The following is a 23,326-nucleotide window of genomic DNA, read 5'->3' as shown; positions in this document are numbered from 1 at the left end:
CGTCAATGCATCGCACCCGGAGGCGGCGCCGGCACGTCGGCCGTGGTCAGCGCGGCGCCACTCAGGCGCGAGCCGCGCAGGCCGTACCAGATGATGTAGACGTAGCAGACCAGCGGCACGACGAACGCATGCTGGATGCCGATGTTGTCGGCCAGCGCGCCCTGCGCGAGCGGGATCAACGCGCCGCCGACGATCGCCATCACCAACAGGCTCGAGGCCTTGCTGGTCAGCGTGCCGAGACGCTCGATCGCCGTGGTGAAGATGGTCGGGAACATGATCGAGTTGAACAGGCCGATCGCCAGCGCGCTCCACATCGCCACGTGCCCCGTGGTGCTCATCGTGACCACCAGCAACAGACAGACCATGCCGGCGGCGAAGCCGAGCAGCTTGCGTGCATCGATGACGGTCATCAGCGCCGCGCCGAGGAAGCGGCCGACCATCGCGCCGCCCCAGTAGAACGCGAGGAATTGCGAGGCGCGCGCTTCGGTCAGTCCACCGATCTCGGGCTCGGCCATGTAGTTGATCAGGAAGCTGCCGATCGCGACCTCCGCGCCCACGTAGCAGAAGATGCCCAGCACGCCCCAGCGCAGATGCGGCGTGCGCAGCGCTTCGAGATAGGTGTGGTGCACCGCCGGACTGGCTTCGGTGGAATCGCGCAGCGACGGAATGCGCATCAGCAGCACGAACACCGCCATCAGCAGCAGACCGCCGGACAGCAACAGGTAAGGCATTTCGACCGAGCGCGCTTCGGCGGCGCGATAGGCGATCTGTTCGGCCGCGCCCATCGCGGCGATCTCGTCGGCGCCGAGCACCGCGCCGACCAGGATCAGCGGACCGATCAGCAGCGGGAAGATCGTCGTGCCCAGCGAGTTCAGCGCCTGCGCGAGATTGAGGCGGCTGTGGGAGGTTTCCGGCCGGCCGAGCAGGCTGATGTACGGATTGGCCGCGACCTGCAGCAATGTGATGCCGCTGGCCAGCACGAACAGCGCGGTCAGGAACACCGGATACGAGGGCAGGCGCGCGGCCGGATAGAACAGCGCCGCACCGATTGCCGCGATCACCAGACCGATGACGATGCCCGCCTTGTAGCCCACGCGCGCGACGACGGCGCCGGCCGGCATCGACATCAGGAAGTACGCGCCGAAGAACGTGAACTGGATCAGCATCGTCTGCGTGTAGTTCATCGAGAACACCGCTTTGAGATGCGGAATCAGCACGTCGTTGAGACTGGTCAGGCCGCCCCAGGTGAAGAAGATCAGGCTGACCACCGCGATCGCGGCGGGATTGGACATCGTGCGGCTGGACGGATTCATGCGGCGCTACCTCGGGCCTGGGCGGGCGATGGGAATGCGGTGTCGGGCGCGGCGGCCGTGCTGGCACGGATCTGCAGCGCAACGGGGGCGATGGTGGTGTGGGGCGAGTCGGGCAGCGCACCGCGCAAGCGCGCGAGCACGAGTCGCGCGGCCTGCAGGCCACGGGCGCGCGGATCGGTGGCGACGGTGGTCAGCGGCGGCGAGGCGAACGCGGCTTCGGCGATATCGTCGAAACCGGTGACGGCGAAATCATGGCCGGCGCGGCGGCCGCAGCTCGCGAGGCCGGCGATCAGGCCGAGCGCGACGGCGTCGTTGTAGCAGACCGCCGCGGTCGGCGCGGGATCGCGTGCGAACAGCGCCGGCGTCTGCCGCGCGGCTTCGAGGCGCGTGGGCGCGCATTCGATCAGCCACGCGGGGTCGGGCGCGATACCGGCGTCGGCCAGCGCTTCGCGATAGCCGGCGCGACGCTCGCCGCAGGAACTCGAATCGCGATGGCCGCCGAAGAATGCGATCGCGCGATGGCCCTGCGCGAGCAGGTGTTCTGTGGCCAGACGCGCGCCGGCGCGGTTGTCGAGGGCCAGATAGTCCCAGTCGCCGGTGCCGCCGTCGTCGAGCGTGCGGTTGAACAGCAGCATGGGCAGCCGCGGCCCGCAGACCTTTCGCAGGCGCGCGGCGCTGCTGTGTTCGGCGGGCGAGAGGATCAGCGCGGCCGGCGCGTGCTCGACCAGCGAGGCCAGCACGGCCTGCTGGCGCTCGACCGATTCGCCGGTGCTGCCGAGCAGCAACACGTGGCCGGCTTCGGCCAGCGCCGCGTCGACGCCCGCGGCGAACTCGGCGAAGAACGGGTTCGCCAGATCGTTGACGACCAGCGCCACCGCATTCGACGCGCCCCCGTGGCGCAGGCTGGCGGCGCCGCGGTGATAGACATAGCCCTGGCGCTCCAGCTCGGCGCGGACCCGCGCGCGGGTGTCGGGATGCACCTGAGGGTTGTCGCGCAACACCATCGAGACCGTCGCCTTGGACAGTCCGCAAGCGGCCGCGATGTCGGCCAGGGTCACGCGTCGGGTCGGAGACATGCCAGGAATTTGAACCGGTTCAGACGCGCGTATGGTGACCGGCGCAGCGGTCCACGGCATCCTGCGGCGCAGCATGCGATGCCGGCGCACCGGTGCTAGGTTCGCCGCCATTGAACCGATCCAATCGAGGGTGCGATGGCGAAGCTGGGAGCGGCGATGGCACAGGCGGTATTCGCGATGGGTGCGCTGCTGGGGGCGGGCGCGGCGCTGGCGGACGCGCGCGACTTGGGCGAGAAGGCCTACGGGTCGGTCGATCCCTTCATCGGCACCGGCGGCGAGGGCCATACCTATCCCGGTGCGACGGTACCGTTCGGCATGGTCCAGCTGAGCCCGGACACGCGCATCCAGCCGCGCGCGCAGGCCTACGACTGGGCGGCCGGCTACCGCTACGACGACACCAGCATCGTCGGCTTCTCGCATACGCATTTTTCCGGCACCGGTCATTCCGATCTCGGTGACGTGCTGCTGATGCCGGTCACCGGCCCCGAAAAGCTCGAACGCGGTGATCCCGAAGTGCCCGGCAGCGGTTACGCCTCGCGCTTCCGCCACGACGACGAGATCGCACAGCCCGGCTACTACGCCGTCACCCTCGACGATTCGCGGGTGCGCGCCGAACTCACCGCGAGCGCGCGCGCCGGCGTGCACCGTTACACCTTTCCCGAGGGCACCGATGCGCGCGTGCTGCTCGACCTGCGCACGTCGATGTACGACTACCCCGGCAAGATCCTGTGGTCGCGACTGCGGCAGATGCCCGACGGCACGATCACCGGCTTCCGCGAGACCCGCGGCTGGGCGCCGGGCCGGCAGCTGTACTTCGCGATGCGCTTCTCGCGTACGCTGACCGGACACGCCTTCCACAACACCGAGACCGACATCGCCTACAAGGGCTTCGCGCCGCCGGGCGACGGCAGCCCGGGCGAGCGCGCGCAGATCGAAGGCCGGCAACTGGTCGGCACCTTCGACTTCGGCAAGCTCGATGCGCCGCTCGTGGTCAAGGTCGCGATCTCGTCGGTCGACGAGGCCGGCGCGATCGCCAATCTCGACGCCGAGGTGCCGGACTTCGATTTCGACCGCGTGCGCACCGCGGCCAAGGCCGACTGGACCGAAGCGCTGTCGGTGCTCGACATCGACGCACCCGAACCAGACCGCCGCAGCGCCTACACCGCGCTGTATCACACGCTGCTCGGCCCCACGCTCTTCATGGACGCTGACGGTCGCTACCGCGGGCCCGACCAGGCCGTGCACACGGCCGAGGGCTTCGCTCACTACTCGACGTTCTCGCTGTGGGACACCTATCGCGCGCTGCACCCGCTGCTGACGATCGTGCAGCCGGAGAAGCGCAATGCCGACTTCGTCGACTCTCTGCTCGCGCACCGGCAGCACAGTCCCTACGGGATTCTGCCGGTGTGGTCGTTTCACGGGCAGGAGACGTGGACGATGATCGGCTACCACGCGGTGCCGGTGATCGCGGACGCGTATCTCAAGGGCATTCGCGGTTTCGATGCCGACGCCGCGCTCGACGCGATGGTCGCCAGCGCGTCCTACGGTCCCTACGACGGCCTGCGCCAGTACATGGGACTGGGCTGGGTGCCGATCGACGAGGAAGGCGAGGCCGCGTCGAAGACGCTCGAATACGCCTACGGCGACTGGACGATCGCGCGCATGGCGCAGGCGATGGGCCGCACCGACATCGCGCGCCGGTTCGATACGCGCGCCGCCAACTGGCGCAACGCCTTCGACCCCGGCACCGGCTTCATGCGCGCGAAGAACCGCGACGGCAGTTTCCGCACGCCGTTCGATCCGACCGCCAGCGGTTACGGCACCGACTACACCGAGGGCAACGCCTGGCAGTACTCGTGGTACGTGCCGCACGACGTTGCCGGCCTGGCCGCGGCGCACGGCGGCGCCGACGCGCTGCTCGGCAAGCTCGATGCGGCCTTCGAGGCCGAGGTCGATCCGTCGATCTTCGAGCACATGGAAGACATCACCGGCCTGATCGGCTGGTACGCCCATGGAAACGAGCCCAGTCATCACGTCGCGTATCTCTACGCCTACGCCGGCCAGCCCTGGCGCACGCAGGCGCGGCTGAAGACGATCATGGACACGCAGTACGCCGACCGGCCCGATGGCCTGGCCGGCAATGACGATCTCGGCCAGATGTCGGCCTGGTATCTGTTCACCGCGCTGGGCTTCTATCCGGTCGCACCGGGCAGCGGCGAATACGTGATCGGCCGGCCGTTCCTGCCGCGCGCCACGCTGCGGTTGCCGAACGGCAAGCAATTCACCGTCATCGCCGACGGGCTTGAACAGGGCCACGGCTACATCGGCAGCGCCACGCTCGACGGCAAGCCGCTGCAGCGCGCCTTCCTGCGTCACGCCGAGATCCTCGCCGGCGGCGAACTGCGTTTCACGATGCAGGCCGAGCCGTCGCAGGCCTGGCCGGGCGCAGGGGCCGAGGCGCCGTATTCGATGACGCCGGCCGCCGCCGCGCGTTGAGCGCGGATGGCGGTCCACCGTTGAGCGGGCGGCGCGGCAGAGGCCGCGTCCGCCGTTCGCGCCAGGCGCGTCGACGACATTCCTGACCCTCCCAGATCCGGACGCGCTGCCGGACGGCACCGCGGGATGCGTTGTACCCAGCGCATGACAACGCTGTCAATCGTGCGAGGGACGCGTCCAGGTCGGCGCCCGCGTTGAGCGGGCTCGTGTACTCGAAATCGCGCTGTAGCGCTGCGCTGCAGCAATCCCGACGAAGCGCGTCATGACGGCGTTCGACCGCTTGCGCGAACCGCCAGATCAGGCGATTGGCAAAGTCATGGGCCCTCGCTACGCTCCGCGCACCCCACCCCCGGCCACACGCCCGCCATGTCGATCCAGCCCGCCGCGCCGACGCGCATGAATCCGCTCACCTACGTCATCTTCGGATCGCGTTGGCTGCAGCTCCCGCTGTACCTGGGCCTGATCGTCGCGCAGTGCGTCTACGTGTTCCTGTTCCTCAAGGAATTGACCCACCTGGTGACCGACGCCAATACCCTGACCGAGCAGGGAATCATGCTGCTGGTGCTGGGCCTGATCGACGTGGTGATGATCTCCAACCTGCTGGTGATGGTGATCGTCGGCGGCTACGAGACCTTCGTTTCGCGTCTGGGCCTGCAGAACCACCCGGACCAGCCGGAGTGGCTGAGCCACGTCAATGCGAGCGTGCTCAAGGTCAAGCTGGCGATGGCGATCATCGGCATCTCCTCCATCCACTTGCTCAAAACCTTCATCGCTGCCGGCGAAGTCGGCCTACCGGTCTGCGGTTCGGCTGACTTCATCACGGCCGCCACCGTGCATGCCCAGGCGCTCGCCGCGGGCCTGTCGCTGGCCGCGCCGGCCTGCACCAAGGTCACCCAGGCCGGCGTGATGTGGCAGACGATCATCCACGGCGGTTTCATCCTGTCGGCGATCGGTATCGCCTACACCGACCGGCTGATGACCAACAGCACCGCCAAGCGCGAGCACGTCACGCACTGAGCGCCGCGCCCGACCGGTCATCTGTGGCAGCATCGATGACGCCGTGACACGGGGACGTCGGGCTGCGATGCAGGACGGAGGGGCCAGCGAACAGGATCGATCGAACGTCGCGCGCGCGCGGCGTCGGCGCAATCGTGCGCTGCTGATCGGTGGGCTGCTGGTGGCCAGCGTCTGCGCCGCGGCCTTGGTCGTGGCCTGGAATGATCTGCGCGTGCGCCAGGACGCCGGCGAGCGCTATGTGCGCGACATGTCGGCTGGGCTCGCGCGCAACCTCGAGCTGACCCTCGGCAACCTCGATCGGGCCTTCACCGGCATCGGCGCCGACCTGGACGCGATCCGGCAGCGCGGGCCCGACGCGAGCGGCGCCCTGGTCGACGCAACCGTGCAGGGTGTGCTGTCGCGTCACCCGGACCTACAGGATCTCGCTCTGGTCGATGCGCGGCCCGACTTCGCGACGCCAGAAGGTCCGGACGGCACGCGTCTGCAGGCCGGTGATCCGTTGCCGGCGGTTGATGGCAAGGGCTGGGTGCTGCCGCTCGCGCTGGCCGTCTCTGACGCGCCCGATGGATCGCCGCGCTGGCTGCTGGGCCATCTGCGGGTGACCTCGCTGCATGCGCTGCTGCGCGAGCTCGATCTCGGCCGCAGTGGCACCGCGACCTTCGTGCACCGCAACGGCCAGATCGTCACGCGTTCCGATCCGGACGATGCCTACGTCGGCACCGATGTGGGCGAGTCGATGCTGTTCACGCAGGGCGTCAACCTGCATGAAGCCGGGTTACTCGAAGGGCGCAGCGATCTCGACGGCACGCGGCGTCTGATCGGCTTCCACGCCCTGTCGCGTTATCCGCTGATCGCGACGGTCGGCGTGGGGCGCGACGACCTGCTCGCAGGCTGGTGGACGTTCGTGGCTGCGCTCGCCACCGGTGCCGGGCTGCTGTTGCTCACGTGGCTGTTCGGTCTGCGCATGCTGGTGGTCGGCGCACGTCGCGAACGCGCCTTGAGCGCCGACATCGCGCGTTCGGCGGGTGCCATCACCGACCTCACCGCGCGCATGCGCGATGTCGAAGCGCAGTACCGCTATCTCTACGAGCGCCACCCGCTGCCGTCACTGGTCTACGACCGCGACACGCTGCAGCTGCTCGCCGTCAACGAAGCCGCCATCGCCGAATACGGGTATGCGCTCGAACGGTTCCTCGAGCTCACTGCGGATGCGATCGTCGTCGACATGGATGGCGACGCCGTGCGGCGCGAAGTCGCCCGTGACCCCGCGCCGCACATCGGCCGCCGCTTCCGTCACCGGCGCCGCGACGGCAGCACATTCGCGGTGACGGTCTATTCGAGCAGCCTGCAGTTCCTCGGCCGCCCCGCGCGCTTGGTGCTGGTACTCGACACCAGCGACCGCGAGCGCGTCGAAGCCGAACGCGAACGCAGCGAAGCGCGCTTCCAGATGGTCGCGCGCGCCACCAGCGATGCGATCTGGGACTGGGACATCGCCACCGGCCGCCTGTGGTGGAACGAGGGCTTCACCGCGCAGTACGGCTGGGACTGGCGCACGCATGCGGCGACGATCGACCAGTGGTCGGCGCTGCTGCATCCCGACGACGAGGCGCGTGTCGGGCGCGATCTGGACGCCGCACTGTCGACCGGCGCGACCGAATGGCACGCGCAGTACCGCCTGCGCTGCGAGAACGGGGACTACGCGTACGTCGAGGACCGCGGTACGATCCTGCGCGACGCCGACGGCCAACCCGTGCGTGCTGTGGGCGGCATGCTCGATGTCACCCGCCGCTTGCGCGACGAATCGGATCTGCGTCTGTTGCGCCGCGCGGTGGAAGCCACCGAGAACGGCATCATCATTGCCGATGCCTGCGCGGACGATCAGCCGATCGTGTACGTGAATCCGGCGTTCTCGCGCATCACCGGTTACGCGGCCGAGGACAGCATCGGACGCAATTGCCGTTTCCTGCAGGGCGACGAACGCGACCAGCCCGCGCTGCCTGCGATCCGCGAGGCCATCGAACAGGCACGCGAGGTCCGCGTGCAGCTGCGCAATTACCGGCGCGACGGCTCGCCGTTCTGGAACGAACTGCGCATGGCGCCGGTGCGCGACCAGGACGGCGCGCTCACGCATTTCGTCGGCATCCTCAACGACATCACCGAGCGTCGCCGCGCGGAAGACGCGCTCGCACATCGCGCCACCCACGACGAACTCACCGGGCTGCCGAACCGCGAGCTGGTGATGGCATGTCTGGCCAAGGCCGTGGCCCGCGCCGATGCCGGCGACAGCTGCGTCGGCCTGGTGTTCGTCGATCTCGACGATTTCAAACTCATCAACGACAGCCTCGGTCATGCGAGTGGCGACGAAGTGCTGCGCACCGTGGGCCGTCGCCTGCGTGCGACGTTGCAGCCCGGAGACACGGTCGGCCGCTTCGGCGGCGACGAGTTCGTGCTGGTGGTGAACGCCGCCGACCGCGATGCCGTCGCCCGCGCGACCGAGCGCGTATTCGCAGCGCTGTCGCAGCCGATGGAGATCGGCGCGGCGTCGCTGCAGATCACGCCCAGCATCGGCTACTGCCGTCATCCCGGCGACGGCGACGATCCGGCGCTGCTGCTGCGCCACGCCGACCAGGCGATGTACCAGGCCAAGCAGCAGGGCCGGAACTGCGTCGTCGCGTATCGCGACGAGTTCGGTACCCAGGCCAGCGAACGCCTCGCCCTGGTGTCGCAGCTGCGCGACGCGTTGCAGACCGACCAGTTCGCGCTCGCGTTCCAGCTGCAGTTCGACCAGCAGCGCCGGCCGGTCGGCATGGAAGCGCTGCTGCGCTGGCAGCATCCCGAACGCGGCCTGCTGACGCCCGACGCGTTCATCGCCGTCTGCGAGGACAGCGGGCTGATCGTGCCGATCGGGCGCTGGGTGTTGCGCGAGGCCGCGCGCCATCACCGGATCCTCGTGGCGCACGGTTGGGGCCATCTGCGGCTTGCGGTCAACGTGTCGGCCGCGCAGTTCCAGCAGGGACTGGTCGACGATGTGCTGTCGGTGCTGCGCGACTTCCAGCTGCCGGCCGGTATCCTCGAACTCGAGCTCACCGAAAGCGTGGTCATGGCGAGCCCGGACAACGTGATCCGCGACATGGCGACGCTGCGCGACGCCGGCGTGTGCATCGCGATCGACGACTTCGGCACCGGCTATTCCAGCCTCGCCTATCTCAAGCGCCTGCCGCTGCACCGGGTGAAGCTGGACCGCTCTTTCGTGCAGGATCTCGGCCGCGATCCGGACGACGAAGCAATCTGCGACGCGATCATCCGCATGGCGCAGCGGCTGGGCCTGTGCACCACGGCCGAGGGCGTGGAGACCGACCTGCAGTGGAACTGGCTGGCCGCGCACGGCTGCGAGGAGCTGCAGGGCTATCTGTTCGCCCGCCCGGTGCCGTTCGAGGACGCGCTGGCCTTGCTCAACCGCCCCGGCGGCGCCTGATCCGTCGCAGGGCCGGCGACGGCGACCGCGTAGAATGCGGCGATGGATGTGTCACACCTTATCGACGGCCTCAATGCCGCCCAGCGTCAGGCTGTTTCCGCGCCCGATGCCCACTACCTCGTCCTCGCCGGCGCCGGCAGCGGCAAGACCCGCGTGCTCACCCACCGGATCGCGTGGCTGAACGAGGTCGTCGGCGTGCCCGCGCACGGCATCTTCGCCGTCACCTTCACCAACAAGGCCGCGGCCGAGATGCGCCACCGCGTCGACGCGCAGTTGCGCAGCGGCGCACGTGGCATGTGGATCGGCACCTTCCACGGGCTCGCGCATCGTCTGCTGCGCCTGCACTGGCAGGACGCGAAGCTGCCCGAGAGCTTCCAGATTCTCGACAGTGACGACCAGCTGCGTCTGGTGAAGCGCGTCGTGCAGCAGCTCGAGCTCCAGGACGACGCACGCTTCCCGCCGCGGCAGATCGCGTGGTGGATCAATGCGCAGAAGGACGAGGGCCGCCGCCCGCAGCACATCCAGGACGGCGCGGACGAGTGGTCCGAGGTCATGCGCAAGGCGTATGCGCTGTACCAGGAGCGCTGCGACCGCGCGGGTCTGGTCGACTTCGCCGAGATCCTGCTGCGCGCGCACGAGCTGTTGCGCGACACGCCGGCGTTGCTCGCGCATTACCGGCAGCGCTTCGGCCATCTGCTGGTCGACGAATTCCAGGACACCAACGCGATCCAGTACGCCTTCGTGCGCGTGCTCGCCGGCGACACCGGCAAGGTGTTCGTGGTCGGCGACGACGACCAGGCGATCTACGGCTGGCGCGGCGCCCAGGTCGAAAACGTGCAGCGCTTCCTGCGCGACTATCCGGGCGCGGAGACGATCCGCCTCGAACAGAACTACCGCTCGAGTGCCAACATCCTCGGCGCCGCCAATGCGGTGATCGCGCACAACCCCGAGCGCCTCGGCAAGCAGCTGTGGACCGACAGCGGCGAAGGCGATCCGATCGATCTGTATTCGGCCTACAACGAGATCGACGAAGCGCGTTACGTCGTCGAACGCGCGCTGCAGTGGGTCCGCGATGGCGGCTCGCATGGCGACATCGCGATCCTCTACCGCAGCAACGCGCAGTCGCGCGCGATGGAAGAACAGCTCGTCGCCGAACAGGTGCCGTACCGCGTCTACGGCGGCGTGCGCTTCTTCGAACGCGCCGAGATCAAGGACACGCTGGCCTATCTGCGTCTGGTCGCCAACCGCGACGACGACGCGGCATTCGAGCGCGCGGTCAACACGCCGCCGCGCGGCATCGGCGAACGCACGCTCGGCGAAGTGCGCCAGCAGGCGCGCACGCACGGGATTCCGTTGTGGGAATCCGCGATGCGCTGCGCGCAAGGCAACGTGCTCGCCGGCCGCGCGCGCAATGCGCTGGCCGGGTTCGCGCAGCTGATCGACCAGCTGTCGGTCGAACTGGCCGAGTTGGCATTGAAGGACAAGATCGACCATGTGCTGGCGCGCTCGAACCTGCGCGTGCATTACGCCAACGAATCGAAGGGCAGCGCGGATTCGCGGGTCGAGAATCTCGACGAACTGGTGTCGGTGGCCTCGCGCTTCGTGCGCGGCGACGACGAAGAGAGCGCGCAGCTGACCGAGATGGTCGCGTTCCTCGCCTACGCCTCGCTGGAAGCCGGCGAAAGCCAGGCCCAGGCCGGCGAGGATGGCGTGCAGCTGATGACCCTGCACAGTGCCAAGGGCCTCGAATTCCCGTTGGTGTTCCTGGTCGGTCTGGAAGAAGGCCTGTTCCCGAGCGCGCGTACTGCCGAGGAAAGCGGACGCCTGGAGGAAGAGCGCCGGCTCGCCTATGTGGGCATCACCCGCGCGCGGCAGAAGCTGGTGCTGACCTACGCCGAAGCGCGGCGTCTGCACGGCCAGGACATGTTCGGCGTGCCGTCGCGTTTCCTGCGCGAAATCCCGCCGGTGCTGCTGCACGAAGTGCGGCCGAAGGCGCAGGCCACGCGCGCGTCGTTCCCGCAGCGCCAGCGCGATTTCGGCCACGCGAGTCTGGCGCCGTCGGTGGCCGTGCGTCTGGGCCAGAACGTCACCCACGTGAAGTTCGGCAGCGGCACCGTGACCGACATCGAAGGCGACGGCGCACATGCACGCGTGCAGGTCAATTTCGACGATGCCGGCAGCAAGTGGCTGGTGCTGGCTTACGCGAACCTGCAACCGGCCTGACGCTACTGCTTTTCGATCAGGCCGACGGCGGATCCGGGCGACGCGTGCGCGAGACCGCCTTCACGATGCCCAGGCCCAGCAGCACGATGACGCCGACGGCGATCCATTGCGGCGCGAGGCCGGCGAGGTGCGCGCCATAGGCAAGTCCGCCGATCAGCACGGCCATGCCCACGAGGTAGATGGAGAACGAAGACATCGGCCGCTCCTGTCGTGGAAGACGGCCGGATGCTAGCGAGCCGGTCGTGACGGTCATGCGCATTCAGCTGAACCGCGCGCATTGCCGGCCGAAGGGCCTCAGTCGCGGATTTCGAAGCTCTGGCTTTCGTCGAGCCCGCCGTCACCGTCGACGACGATCCAGCGGCTGCCGTTCTTTTCGAACAGCACCGGCACCGGGTCGCGGAACAGCGGACGGCGCACGAAGCGCAGGGTCCAGCCGAACTGTTCGAGTGTCGCGATCGCGCGGGTCTGCGCAGGCGTGAGCCCGGCGCGGAGCGCGACGGCGTCTGGATGATCAGTTTTGCGGCGGTCGGGGTGTTGCATCGGGCTCCTCGGCAGACTGGCGACAGCCCTCCGTGTGTCGCGCGCGGACCGATCGTACGTGAACGCGGCGCGCAGACCAAACCGACGCGACGACCATGACCTTCCGGCCACGCCCGTGGACGCGCGTGCGCGTACGCTGGGCGGCCTTCGGCCGCGACGCGGCCGCCTCGACTGGAGATTCCATGGCGTCCGCCGATTCCACGCCCGTTCCTTCCCGCTCCCAGGCACGCACGCGCTTCGCCGCAACGGTCGGCGGGCTGCTCGCCTTTGCCGTTGCGCCCGCCGCATTCGCCGCCGAAGGCATGTGGACGCTCGACAATCTGCCCAAGGCCCAGCTGCAGTCGCAGTACCAGTTCTCGCCGGACCAGGCGTGGGTGGACCACGCGATGCAGTCCTCGGTGCGCCTGGCCGGCGGTTGCTCTGGCTCGTTCGTATCCCCTGATGGCCTCGTGCTGACGAACGCACACTGCGTCGTCGGTTGCGTGCAGGGCCTGTCCTCGCCGCAGCGCGATCTGCAGAACGACGGTTTCGTCGCCGATGCGCGCGGTGAGGAACTGCAGTGTCCGGCCGAGGAACTCAACGTGCTGCGGGAGATCACCGACGTCAGCACGCGTCTGGCCAGCGCGGCCGACGGCAAGCAGGGCCAGGCTTACGTGGATGCGCGCAATGCCGAAAAGAGCCGCATCGAATCGGAATGCGTCGGCGATGACGAAGCGAAGACGCGTTGCGATGTGGTCGAGCTCTACAACGGCGGCCAGCAGCATCTCTACCGCTACCACCGCTATTCCGACGTGCGCCTGGTGTTCACGCCCGAGTATTCGGTCGGCTTCTTCGGCGGCGATCCCGACAATTTCAATTTCCCGCGCTACAACCTCGACGCCGCGCTGCTGCGCGCCTACGAGGACGGCAAGCCGGCGAACGTCGAGCATCACTTCACGCTCAACCCCCAGGGCGCCGAGCCGGGCGAACTGGTCATGGTCACCGGCCATCCGGGCCGCACCCAGCGCCAGCTCACCGTCGCGCAGCTGGAAACGGTGCGTGACGTCAGCCTGATCAACAACCTGCTGTGGCTGGCCGAACGCCGCGCGATGCTGGGCCAGTACGGCCGCAGTGACGACGAAGCCACGCGTCAGGCGCAGTCGGATCTCACGTTCACCGACAACAGCTACAAGGTGTTCCGCGGCCAGCTGCAGGCGCTGCTCGACCCGCAGGTGTTCGCCGGCAAACGCGCCGAGGAAGCGCGTCTGCGCGACGGTGTGGACGCCGCGCCTTGGAACGAAGTGGAAGCCGCGCAGGTCGTCGCGCGTCAGCTCGCCGTGCCCTACATGCTGCTCGAGCAGGGCCGTGGTTTCGACTCGCGCCTGTTCGGCATCGCCCGCACGCTGGTGCGCGGCGGCACCGAACGCGCGAAGGCCAACGACGCCCGTCTGCCGGAGTTCCAGGACGCCGGCCAGGGCCGTCTGCGCCAGACTCTGCTGAGCAAGGCGCCCGTGTATCCCGAGTTCGAGATCGCCAAGCTGACCTGGTCGCTGACCAAGTTCCGCGAACTGCTTGGCACCGACGATCCGCTGGTGAAGTCCGTGCTCGGCACGCAGTCGCCCGCACAGGTCGCCAAGGCACTCGTCGAAGGCTCGAAGCTTGCCGACGTCGCCGAGCGCGAGCGTCTGTGGAGCGGCGGCGCCGCGGCGATCGAAGCCTCGGACGATCCCTTCATCCGTCTGGCCCGCGCGGTCGATGCGCCGGCACGTGCGCTGCGTCAGCGCCAGGAGTCGGAGGTGGCGTCGATCGAATCGCGCGCCGCCACGCAGATCGCCAAGGTGCGCTTCGAGAAGCTCGGCACCACGGTGTATCCGGATGCGACGTTCACATTGCGCCTGTCCTACGGCGATGTCGCCGGCTGGGAAGAAAACGGCAAGGCGATCGAGCCGTTCACGACGATGGGCGGCGTGTTCGCGCGCAACACCGGCGCCGAGCCGTACGCGCTGCCGAAGCGCTGGCTGGATGCGGAAGGCCGCATCGCGCAGGACACGCGTTTCAACTTCGTCAGCACCAACGACATCATCGGCGGCAACTCCGGCAGCCCGGTGATCAACCGCGACGCGCAGGTCATCGGTCTCGCGTTCGACGGCAACATCCACTCGCTGGGCGGCAGCTTCTGGTACGACCCCAAGCTCAACCGCACGGTGTCGGTGCACAGCGCGGCGATCATCGAATCGCTGAAGTCGGTCTACGGCGCCGATGCGCTGGTGGGTGAGCTGCTGCAGAACTGATCGCGCTCTGCGCGTGTGTCACACGAACGGCGTCCCGGATTCGGGGCGCCGTTCGCATATGCGTCGACGTCTACGTCAGCGCCACCACATGCCCGTTAGCGCTGTCGGTGCTTGCCTGCAGCACGCGCATGACATCGAGCGCTTCGTCGAGAGTGACCGGAGGCGCCGCACTTTCGCAAATCGCATCGCGGATGCCGGCATAGAACACGCGGTAATCGCCTGCAGGTGCCGGCGATGGCGCGTCGTGCAGCGTGCCATCCGCGTCCACGCGCAGTAGTCGCCCGGGCGCGGGGTCGACACCCCAGCCGTCGCAGCCGGGCACCGCGCCATCGCGAAGCGCTGTTTCCTGCGGATCGAGTCCATGCTTGAACCAGCTCCCGCCGCTGCCGTGCACCGCGAACCGCAGGCTGGCGCCAGGCACCAGCGCGCCCGCATGCAGGATCACGCGCAGTCGCGGATAGCGCAGCACCACATGGAAGTAGTCGTCGACCACGGCGCCAGTGCGCTGGATCGCGATGTCGGCCTGCACCGCATCCGGCACGCCGAACAGCTGCAGGGCCTGATCGACCAGATGCGGGCCGAGATCCAGCCACAGCCCCGCGCCCGGACCCGCGCGGTCGCGCCAGCGATCGGGCACGGTCGGGCGGAATCGATCGAAATGCGAATGGACTTCGGCAATGTCGCCCAGCGTGCCGGCCTCGACCAGCGTACGCAGCGCGAGGAAATCGGCATCCCAGCGACGGTTGTGGAACACGCCGAGCAGTCGGCCGCTCGCGCGTGCTGCCGCGGCGACCTCCAGCGCTTCGCGCAGATCGATCGCGAACGGTTTGTCGACGACGACATGCTTGCCGGCCTGCAGCGCCGCGATCGCCAGCGGCGCATGTGTCGCGTTGGGCGAAGCGATGACGACGAGATCGATTGCAGGATCGTCGAACGCAGTCTGCGGATCCGCTTCGACGCGCGCGTCGGGCAGGTCCGCATGCACCTTGCCCGCGTCGCTGGACACCACGGTGTGCAGCGCAAATCCGGGCGTCGCCCGGATCAGTGGCGCATGGAACACGCGACCCGCGAGGCCATAGCCGACCAGCGCGACGCGCAACACCTCGCCCACGGACTTACCAGCCGAACAGCTTGAAATAGGTCTGCGGCACGTCGTCGCGGTCGCCGTCGATGCTGCCGTCGCCGTCGCGGTCGTAGAGGAAATACGCCGGACCGCGCGAGGGCACGACCTGCACCGCGCGCAGCTGGCCGGAGATGCGGTACTCGGTGATCTGATCGCCGTTGGACTCGGTGCGGGTCACCTGTTCGGCATCGGCAGGCACGCCGTCGGGCATGCCGGAACCGCCAGTCGTCGCGCATGCGGTCAGCCCGGCCAGGCAGGCGGCGAGCAGCGCGATTCTGAGACGTGTCATGACGGATTTCCCTGTGTCGGAGATTGAAGTCGCAGTATGCGCGCGCCTCGCGGATGCCGACGTGGACGCGGCGTCCGCGAACGGCCGTCGTGCTCAGTCGAGCGGGTCGTAGCTGAAGAGCCAGAGCTGCACATTGCCCTGCAGGACGCCCTGGTCGGTGTGAAACGCACCGGTCGACATCAGCTCTCCGACGAAGCTGTAGCGCTTGCCGACCTCCAGCCTGCCGCCCGGCATCAGCTGTTCGGTCTGCGACTGCAGATACAGCGTGGTGTCCTTGCCGTCCTCGGTGCGGACCACGACGGCACGCCAGCGGCCGTCGCGGACCACGTTCTCGTTGACTTTGAGCTGCTCGGGTTGCGGTGTCAGATCGGTGACGGTGGCCGTGAAGCGGGTCAGCGATCCCAGTGCCTGGTCGCGCTTGTCATCCCATTCGCGGCCTGCGCGACGTTCGGCCAGACGCGCGGCAGAGAAATCCAGTACCTCCTGGATCGACTGGAAGCGGATCTGGAACTGCACGCCGCTGCTGGTCAGCGAACGCACCTGCGACTCGACGATGCCGAGCAGACTCCGGCTGGAGATGCCGCAACCGTCCGCGTCCTGGCAGTCGCGCTGCCACGATTCGTTGATCCAGCGATCGAACTGCTTCACCGGATCGGCGAACTCCAGCTGCTTGGCGATGCCCGGCGCGAATGCCACCGCCGACGTGCCCTGACCGGGCGCGACGACGAACACGCCGCCATTGCCGAGATCGAGCTTGCCGATCCGCAACTGCCGCAGCATCGCCCACGCGTAGTCCTGTGCGCTCATGCCATGCAGATCGTCGACCACCAGCAGCGCCAGCTCGATGCCCTGTTTCTGCGCGAGGTCGTAGAGCGCGGTATCGAGGCCCTTGAGCAGCTCGGGATCGAGTCGTCCGGTTTCGTCGACGACGAAACGCCCGTACTTGAACGGAATGGTCTGCGCGGACGGCGCCGGCAGTCGCACGGATGCACTGCGTGGTGATGGCGTCGTCTGCGGCGGCGGCGTGCCCGTGCCGGTGCCGCTCTGGCAGTCGGCGCGGCCCGCCTGGCTGCAGGCTTCCATCCAGCCGTCGCCGATCGCCGCGAGGCGGTCACTGCGCGCGGGGTGGGTCGCGGTCACGTGATCGGCACCCAGCGAGGTCATCGCGCTGCGCGCATCGGCGAGGCTCGCGCCCATGCGCTGCAGCACGAAGCCGCTGAACTTGTCGGCTTCCAGCTCGATCGGCGGCTGGCTGCCGGTGCCGGTGATCGTGTGGCCCGACAGATGGTGGCCGATCTCGTGCGCCATGATGCTGACCGGCGCCCACGGATTGTCGTTCGTCGCCGCGCGCACCTCGCCGAGGAAATTGCGGTTGAACGCGATCACGCGCTGCGGAATCTTCTGTTCGTCGAACAGGATCACCGCCGCCGCATTCGCGACCGGGCCTTCGGTCACCACGAAGTTCTGCGGCAGGCCGGTGAAGCCCATCACCTGTTCGACCATCGAGCGGCAGTCGGCCGGCGCGTCGCCGGTCAGCGTTGCCGGATCGAGCAGTTCGGGACGGCCGTCGTAAGAGCAGGCCTGCAGCGTCGATGCGAGCTGCTCGACCAGCTCCGCGCGACCGGGCGCGTCGCCGCCAGCGGACGCGGCGGACGCAGGCGGCGTGGCCTCCCGATCCCCGCAGGCGGCCAGCAACAAGGCCAGCGGCAACACCGCAGGCAACGGACGGAACGAGCGGGCAAAAAAACGTCGGGACATGGCCATTCCTCTGGCGGCGTGGATCAGGGCGTTTGCGCGTAGACGATCGCAACGATGAGATGGGCGTAGGCGCGTCGCAGCAGCCAGTCGATCGCGATGAACACCACCAGCGCGAGCGCCAGGCGCCAACCCTCCCGGCGCAGGTCGAGCTCGAAGAACTGCCGGAAGGCGAGGGCCAGCACCACGGCTTTGACCGCGTACATGTACCACTTGGCGGCCTCGCGCCACGGCAGCACCAGAGCGGGATCGCGCATCGCCAGGAGTGGCAGCTGGTTGACCAGATTCAGCACGATGATCACCGCCAATGCATAGGCGGCCAGCACCATGTGTTCGACCAGGTTGTAACGGCGCCGCCCGAACACCAGCACCGTGCTGGCGACCACCGCGAAGAAGCCCAGGGTGAAACTCCAGTTTGCGTAGCGCTGCATCATCGCCATCGCATCGCGATACTGGGCGCCGCCCACTTGCAGGAAACCGCTCGCGTTGAGCACCAGCACCAGCAGCGCGACGCAGACCAGCAGCAGTTTCAGCGGATGCACATGGCGCACGCGCGCGCCCGCCACGTATTCGCGGGCCACGGTGCCGGGGCGCAGCAGCAGGCGGCCGGCAGTGCGCGCGACCGACAATTCGAACAGCCGCCACTTCTCCCAGGTTTCACGGCGCAGATCGCCCAGCTGCAGGCGCTGCGCCGCCTTCTGTCCGCATTGGCTGCAGTAGGGGCCTTCGCCCCATGCGGCGCCGCAATTGCGGCAGACGGTGCCTGCTGTCCAGTCGGTCGCGGGCGGCACGCCGTCCGGACGCGTCATCGGACCGACCACGCGTCCGGGCTGCGGATGGCGTGACACCGGTGATTCGACCAGCCCTGGCAGGACATGCGCATACAGACTCCCCGTATGGGCCGGATTATCGCGACGCGGTGTTCGGATTCTGTCAGTGCGCGCCGGGCGCGGCCCCGCGCCACGCAGCAGCATCCGGGGCTCCGGTTCGAACGCGGCGCGAACGACGGACCCCTTAGAATCCCCGAATGACGAAACGCCTCATCCTGATCGACGGGTCCTCGTACCTGTATCGCGCGTTCCACGCGCTGCCCCCGCTGACAAACGCAGACGGTGAACCCACCGGCGCCCTGTTCGGCATCGTCAACATGCTGCGCGCGACCTTGAAGGAGGCGCCGGACTTCGCGGCATTCGTCGTCGATGCGCCCGGCAAGACCTTCCGCGACGATCTCTACGACCAGTACAAGGCCAATCGCCCGCCGATGCCCGACGAACTGCGTGCGCAGGTCGAACCGATGTGCACCATCGTCGAGGCGCTGGGCTTTCCGATCCTGCGCGTCCCCGGCGTCGAGGCCGACGACGTGATTGGCACGCTGGCGCTGCAGGCCGCCGACGCCGGTATCGAGGTGACGATCTCCACCGGCGACAAGGATTTCGCCCAGCTGGTGCGCCCGCGCGTGACCCTGGTCAACACGATGAGCGGCAGCCGCATGGACAGCGACGACACCGTGCGCGAGAAGTTCGGCGTCCGCGCCGACCAGATCGTCGACCTGCTCGCGCTGATGGGCGACAGCATCGACAACATTCCCGGGGTGCCGAAGTGCGGGCCCAAGACCGCCGCGAAGTGGCTCACCGAATACGAATCACTCGATGGCGTGATCGCGAACGCGGGCAACATCAAGGGCAAGATCGGCGAGAACCTGCGTGAGGCGCTGCACCAGCTGCCGCTGAGCCGTGAGCTGGCGACGATCAAGACCGATGTCGCGCTCGATGGCGGCCCGGAAACGCTGATCCTGCGGCCGCGTGCGATCGATGCCCTGCGCGTGCTGTACGCGCGCTATGGCTTCGGCCAGGCGCTGAAGGATCTCGACGCTGCGGGCGATACCAGCGCTGCGTCGGCGGGCGCCGCCGCGGTCGCGATCCCCGCGCCGCCGTCGACACTCGATCCCGCGCTGTCGGTGCCGGGCGAGTACGAGACGGTGATGACGCGCGAGCAGCTCGATGCCTGGGTCGCGCAGCTGCAGGCCGCCGACGAATTCGCGTTCGACACCGAAACCGACGCGCTGGATGCGATGCGCTCGGGCCTGGTCGGTCTGAGCTTCGCGATCGAACCCGGCCGCGCCGCTTACATCCCAGTCGGCCATGACTATCCCGGTGCACCAGCGCAGCTCGACCGCGCGCTGGTGCTCGATGCGCTGCGCGGTGTGCTGGAAGACCCGGCCAAGCGCAAGCTCGGCCAGCACGGCAAGTATGACATCCACGTGCTGCGCCGGCATGGCGTCGAGGTGCGCGGCTACGCCGACGACACGCTGCTCGAGAGTTTCGTGCTCGACGCCGGCATCGCCCGCCACGATCTCGATTCGCTGGCCAAGCGCCATCTGGGCATGGAGACGATCAAGTTCGAGGATGTGGCCGGCAAGGGCGCCAAGCAGATCTCGTTCTCACAGGTCGCCATCGACGACGCGTCGAAGTACGCCGCCGAGGATGCCGACATCACCCTGCGACTGCACCGGGTCATGAAGCCGCGGATCGAGGCCGATGCGGGCCTTGCGCGCGTGTACACCGACATCGAGATGCCGCTGGTGCCGGTGCTCGCGCGCATCGAGGCCAACGGCGTGCGCGTCGATGCCGACGAACTGCGCCGGCAGAGCGCGGACCTGTCGAAGCGCATGCTCGCCGCGCAGCAGAAAGCGACCGAACTCGCCGGCCGTACCTTCAATCTCGATTCGCCTAAGCAGCTGGGCGCGTTGCTGTTCGACGAGCTGAAGCTGCCGGCGGTCGTCAAGACGCCGAAGGGCCAGCCGAGCACCAACGAGGAGGCGCTGGAGGCGATCGCCGACCAGCACGAACTGCCGCGCGTGATCCTCGAATACCGCGGCCTCGCGAAGTTGCGCAGCACCTACACCGACAAGCTGCCGGAGATGATCAACGCGACCACCGGTCGCGTGCACACCAGCTATCACCAGGCGGGCGCGGCGACGGGGCGATTGTCGTCGTCGGATCCGAACCTGCAGAACATTCCGATCCGCACCGACGACGGCCGCCGCATCCGCCGCGCTTTCGTCGCGCCGCCGGGCCGCAAGCTGATCGCCTGCGATTACTCGCAGATCGAACTGCGGATCATGGCCCACCTGTCCGAGGATCCGGGACTCGTGCGCGCGTTCGAATCCGGCGTCGACATCCACCGCGCGACGGCGGCCGAAGTGTTCGCCCGTCCGCTGGACGAGGTCACCGGCAACGAGCGACGCGCGGCCAAGGCGATCAACTTCGGTCTGATGTACGGCATGAGTGCCTTCGGTCTGGCGCGCAATCTTGGCATCGGCCGCGGCGAGGCGCAGGACTACATCGCGCTGTACTTCTCGCGATATCCGGGCGTGCGTGACTTCATGGACCGCACGCGGCTGCAGGCGCGCGAGACCGGTTATGTCGAGACGGTGTTCGGACGGCGGCTGACGCTGGATTTCATCCAGAAGGGCAATCCCTCCCAGCGCGCTGGCGCCGAGCGCGCCGCGATCAACGCGCCGATGCAAGGCACGGCGGCCGACATCATCAAGCGGGCGATGATCACGATCGACAGCTGGATCGCCGATCACGCGGACCGCGCGAAGATGATCCTGCAGGTGCACGATGAACTGGTGTTCGAAGCGGATCTGGATTTCGTCGACACGCTGCTGGCCGAGGTCGTGACCCGGATGACCAGCGCCGGCGCACTGCGGGTGCCGCTGGTCGTCGACAGCGGCATCGGCGACAACTGGGACGAGGCGCATTGATGCCCGTTTATCGCCGGAAATGTGCCTCTTCTGGCGGCGCCGGTGTTTGCGCGGATTGCGAGTAAATGCGGCCTGAATCCAACAGAAAATTAACCGGAATCTTCACGATCCATCCATCCGCAGAATGGTCTTATGTCCCTCGACAGATGCAAGGTCTGTCGCCAGATCGCTTCCTTCCCCTGGAGTGATCGACCGGAACCATCAGGCGTCTCCCCGCGCCCGGTTCCCCGAGCCCCGTAGGCCCCCCCTGCCTGCGGGGCTTTTTTATGTCCGGAATTTGCTGCGATGGTTGTTGCAGGCGTTGCGGGTGTGCCGAAGTATCAGAACGGCGCAGGGCACATGATGTGCAGCGACGCGCCGGTCGCCGGATGTTCGAACTTCAGCGATTCCGCGTGCAGCAACAGCCGCGGCGCGCGGTCATGTGCTTCGGGCGAGGCATACAGCGCATCGCCGAGGATTGGATGGCCGATCGCCCGCAGGTGCACACGCAGCTGGTGCGTGCGGCCGGTCTCGGGCATCAGCGCCAACCGGGTGCAGGGCGCCCTGTCCGTAGTCTGCGTGCGCGACAGGACCTGCCAGCGGGTCCTTGCGGGCTTGCCGCTGATGCAGTCAACCTGTTGCCGCGGCCGGTTCGGCCAGTCGGCCTGCAGCGGCAGATCGATCGTGCCGGCATCCGCGTCGGGCCAGCCATCGACGATGGCGACGTAGCGTTTGTCGACGCGACGTTCGGCGAAGGCATCACCGAGAGCGCGCTGCATCTCCGCGTTCTGCGCCAGCACGATGACGCCCGAAGTCGGCTGATCCAACCGATGCACGACGCGTGCGTCCGGCCACTGCGCCAGGGCGCGGGTCGCGAGGCAGTCCTGTTTGTCCGCGCCGCGGCCAGGCACCGACAGCAGGCCGCTGGGCTTGTCGAATGCCAAGAGGGCGTCATCGACATGCAGCAGGCGCAGGTCGTTCATCACGAGGACCGGCTGCGTGGCGTCGTCGAATGCGGTCACCGGCCGATCCGGCGTGTTCAGGCCAGCTCGGCCAGCCAGTCGCGCGGATGGAGGTAGGCCGCCAGGCGGGACTCGTCACTGCCGGCGTCCGGCGCGAACCCGTATTCCCAGCGCACGCGCGGCGGCAGGCTCATCAGGATCGATTCGGCGCGTCCGCCCGACTGCAGGCCGAACAGCGTGCCGCGGTCGTAGACCAGGTTGAACTCGACGTAGCGCCCGCGGCGATACAGCTGGAACTCGCGCTCCGCCTCACCATACGGCGCGTGCTTGCGGCGCTCGACGATCGGCAGATAGGCATCGAGGAAGCCGTCCCCGACCGCGCTCATGTAGGCGAAGTCGTTGTCGAAATCGCCGTGCAGGTCGTCGAAGAACAGGCCGCCGACGCCGCGCGTCTCGTTGCGGTGCTTGAGGAAGAAGTAGTCGTCGCACCATCGCTTGTGCGCGTCGTAGCGCGCCTGACCGCCGAAGGGTTCGCACAGGTCGCGCGCGGTGCGGTGCCAGTGCAGCACGTCCTCGTCGACCGGATAGAACGGCGTCAGATCGAAGCCGCCGCCGAACCACCAGGCCACGGTCTCGCCGTCGCGCACGGCGCGGAAGTGGCGCACGTTGGCGTGCGTGGTCGGCAGGTGAGGATTGTGCGGATGGAACACCAGCGACACGCCGCAGGCGCGCCACGAGGCGCCTGCGAGTTCGGGCCGGTTGGCGCTGGCCGACGGCGGAAGGGCCGTGCCGGAGACATCGGAGAAACCGATGCCGGCCTGCTCGAACACCGCGCCGTCGCGCAGGATACGGGTGCGGCCACCGCCGCCTTCTGCACGCTGCCACAGGTCTTCGACGAATCGGGCGCGGCCATCGGCGCCTTCGATTGCATGGCAGATCCGGTCCTGCAGGCCGGTCAGATAGTCGCGGACGGTGTCGAAATCGTTCATGGCCCGCATTGTAGGCGGCGCCCGTGTGGCGGCATTGATTGTGGTCAGTG

Annotated in this window: 16 protein-coding genes; 6 read left to right on the top strand and 10 right to left on the bottom strand. The window is 68.2% G+C overall.

Annotation, left to right across the window (positions count from 1 at the left end; translation table 11 throughout):
* Nucleotides 1-2 precede the first annotated feature (2 nt).
* Nucleotides 3-1,313: a sugar MFS transporter gene (locus LU699_RS06310; protein WP_232134018.1), complete on the bottom strand. Its 1,311-nt coding sequence runs from the start codon at nt 1,311-1,313 to the stop codon at nt 3-5.
* Complete coding sequence (locus tag LU699_RS06305) at nt 1,310-2,389, bottom strand: LacI family DNA-binding transcriptional regulator (RefSeq protein WP_232134019.1); 1,080 nt, start codon at nt 2,387-2,389, stop codon at nt 1,310-1,312. Before LU699_RS06305 ends, LU699_RS06310 begins: the two co-directional genes overlap by 4 nt.
* Before the next feature lie 135 nt (nt 2,390-2,524).
* Between LU699_RS06305 and LU699_RS06300 the strand changes: the two genes are divergently transcribed.
* The 4 genes from LU699_RS06300 (at nt 2,525) to uvrD (ending at nt 11,600) form a co-directional block, all read left to right on the top strand.
* Nucleotides 2,525-4,885: a GH92 family glycosyl hydrolase gene (locus LU699_RS06300; protein WP_425491652.1), complete on the top strand. Its 2,361-nt coding sequence runs from the start codon at nt 2,525-2,527 to the stop codon at nt 4,883-4,885.
* 366 nt (nt 4,886-5,251) lie between these two features.
* The gene (locus LU699_RS06295) at nt 5,252-5,902 is read left to right on the top strand and encodes a TIGR00645 family protein (RefSeq protein ID WP_232134020.1); all 651 of its coding nucleotides are present in this window, start codon (nt 5,252-5,254) and stop codon (nt 5,900-5,902) included.
* Between the two features lie 67 nt (nt 5,903-5,969).
* Nucleotides 5,970-9,377: an EAL domain-containing protein gene (locus LU699_RS06290; protein WP_232580515.1), complete on the top strand. Its 3,408-nt coding sequence runs from the start codon at nt 5,970-5,972 to the stop codon at nt 9,375-9,377.
* A gap of 42 nt (nt 9,378-9,419) precedes the next feature.
* The gene (gene uvrD, locus LU699_RS06285) at nt 9,420-11,600 is read left to right on the top strand and encodes a DNA helicase II (protein WP_232134022.1); all 2,181 of its coding nucleotides are present in this window, start codon (nt 9,420-9,422) and stop codon (nt 11,598-11,600) included.
* A 16-nt stretch (nt 11,601-11,616) separates the two neighbouring features.
* On the opposite strand, the gene LU699_RS06280 is transcribed toward uvrD, so the two are convergent.
* Complete coding sequence (locus LU699_RS06280) at nt 11,617-11,796, bottom strand: hypothetical protein (RefSeq protein ID WP_232134023.1); 180 nt, start codon at nt 11,794-11,796, stop codon at nt 11,617-11,619.
* Between the two features lie 98 nt (nt 11,797-11,894).
* Entirely contained in the window at nt 11,895-12,140 is a 246-nt protein-coding gene (locus LU699_RS06275) for a hypothetical protein (RefSeq protein WP_232134024.1), read from the bottom strand.
* 182 nt (nt 12,141-12,322) lie between these two features.
* On the opposite strand from LU699_RS06275, the gene LU699_RS06270 reads away from it, so the two are divergent.
* On the top strand, nt 12,323-14,410 hold the full coding sequence (locus LU699_RS06270; RefSeq protein ID WP_232580514.1) for a S46 family peptidase: 2,088 nt from the start codon (nt 12,323-12,325) through the stop codon (nt 14,408-14,410).
* Between the two features lie 70 nt (nt 14,411-14,480).
* Here the strand turns inward: LU699_RS06270 and LU699_RS06265 are convergent, their stop codons facing one another.
* From LU699_RS06265 to LU699_RS06250, 4 genes are all read right to left on the bottom strand, one after another.
* A complete protein-coding gene (locus LU699_RS06265) occupies nt 14,481-15,521 on the bottom strand; it encodes an oxidoreductase (protein WP_232134026.1) in 1,041 nt (346 codons plus the stop codon).
* Between the two features lie 4 nt (nt 15,522-15,525).
* The gene (locus LU699_RS06260) at nt 15,526-15,822 is read right to left on the bottom strand and encodes a DUF2782 domain-containing protein (protein ID WP_232134027.1); all 297 of its coding nucleotides are present in this window, start codon (nt 15,820-15,822) and stop codon (nt 15,526-15,528) included.
* A 93-nt stretch (nt 15,823-15,915) separates the two neighbouring features.
* Complete coding sequence (locus tag LU699_RS06255) at nt 15,916-17,580, bottom strand: TPM domain-containing protein (protein ID WP_232134028.1); 1,665 nt, start codon at nt 17,578-17,580, stop codon at nt 15,916-15,918.
* Nucleotides 17,581-17,603: 23 nt separating this feature from the next.
* On the bottom strand, nt 17,604-18,425 hold the full coding sequence (locus LU699_RS06250) for a DUF3667 domain-containing protein (protein WP_232134029.1): 822 nt from the start codon (nt 18,423-18,425) through the stop codon (nt 17,604-17,606).
* 179 nt (nt 18,426-18,604) lie between these two features.
* On the opposite strand from LU699_RS06250, the gene polA reads away from it, so the two are divergent.
* Entirely contained in the window at nt 18,605-21,346 is a 2,742-nt protein-coding gene (polA, locus tag LU699_RS06245; protein ID WP_232134030.1) for a DNA polymerase I, read from the top strand.
* A gap of 320 nt (nt 21,347-21,666) precedes the next feature.
* Here the strand turns inward: polA and LU699_RS06240 are convergent, their stop codons facing one another.
* Together LU699_RS06240 and hemF are read right to left on the bottom strand one after the other, a co-directional pair.
* Nucleotides 21,667-22,347, bottom strand: coding sequence for an RluA family pseudouridine synthase (locus tag LU699_RS06240; RefSeq protein ID WP_232134031.1), 681 nt, complete (start codon nt 22,345-22,347; stop codon nt 21,667-21,669).
* 17 nt (nt 22,348-22,364) lie between these two features.
* Nucleotides 22,365-23,276 carry an oxygen-dependent coproporphyrinogen oxidase gene (gene hemF / locus LU699_RS06235; RefSeq protein WP_232134032.1) on the bottom strand — a complete coding sequence of 304 codons (912 nt, stop codon included), beginning with the start codon at nt 23,274-23,276 and terminating at the stop codon, nt 22,365-22,367.
* Nucleotides 23,277-23,326 lie beyond the last annotated feature (50 nt).

Origin of the sequence: Luteimonas fraxinea (assembly GCF_021233355.1) — a bacterium.
Classification (GTDB): Bacteria; Pseudomonadota; Gammaproteobacteria; order Xanthomonadales; family Xanthomonadaceae; genus Luteimonas; species Luteimonas fraxinea.
Note: the sequence above shows the minus strand (reverse complement) of the source record. Positions and strands in the feature narration are given on the sequence as shown.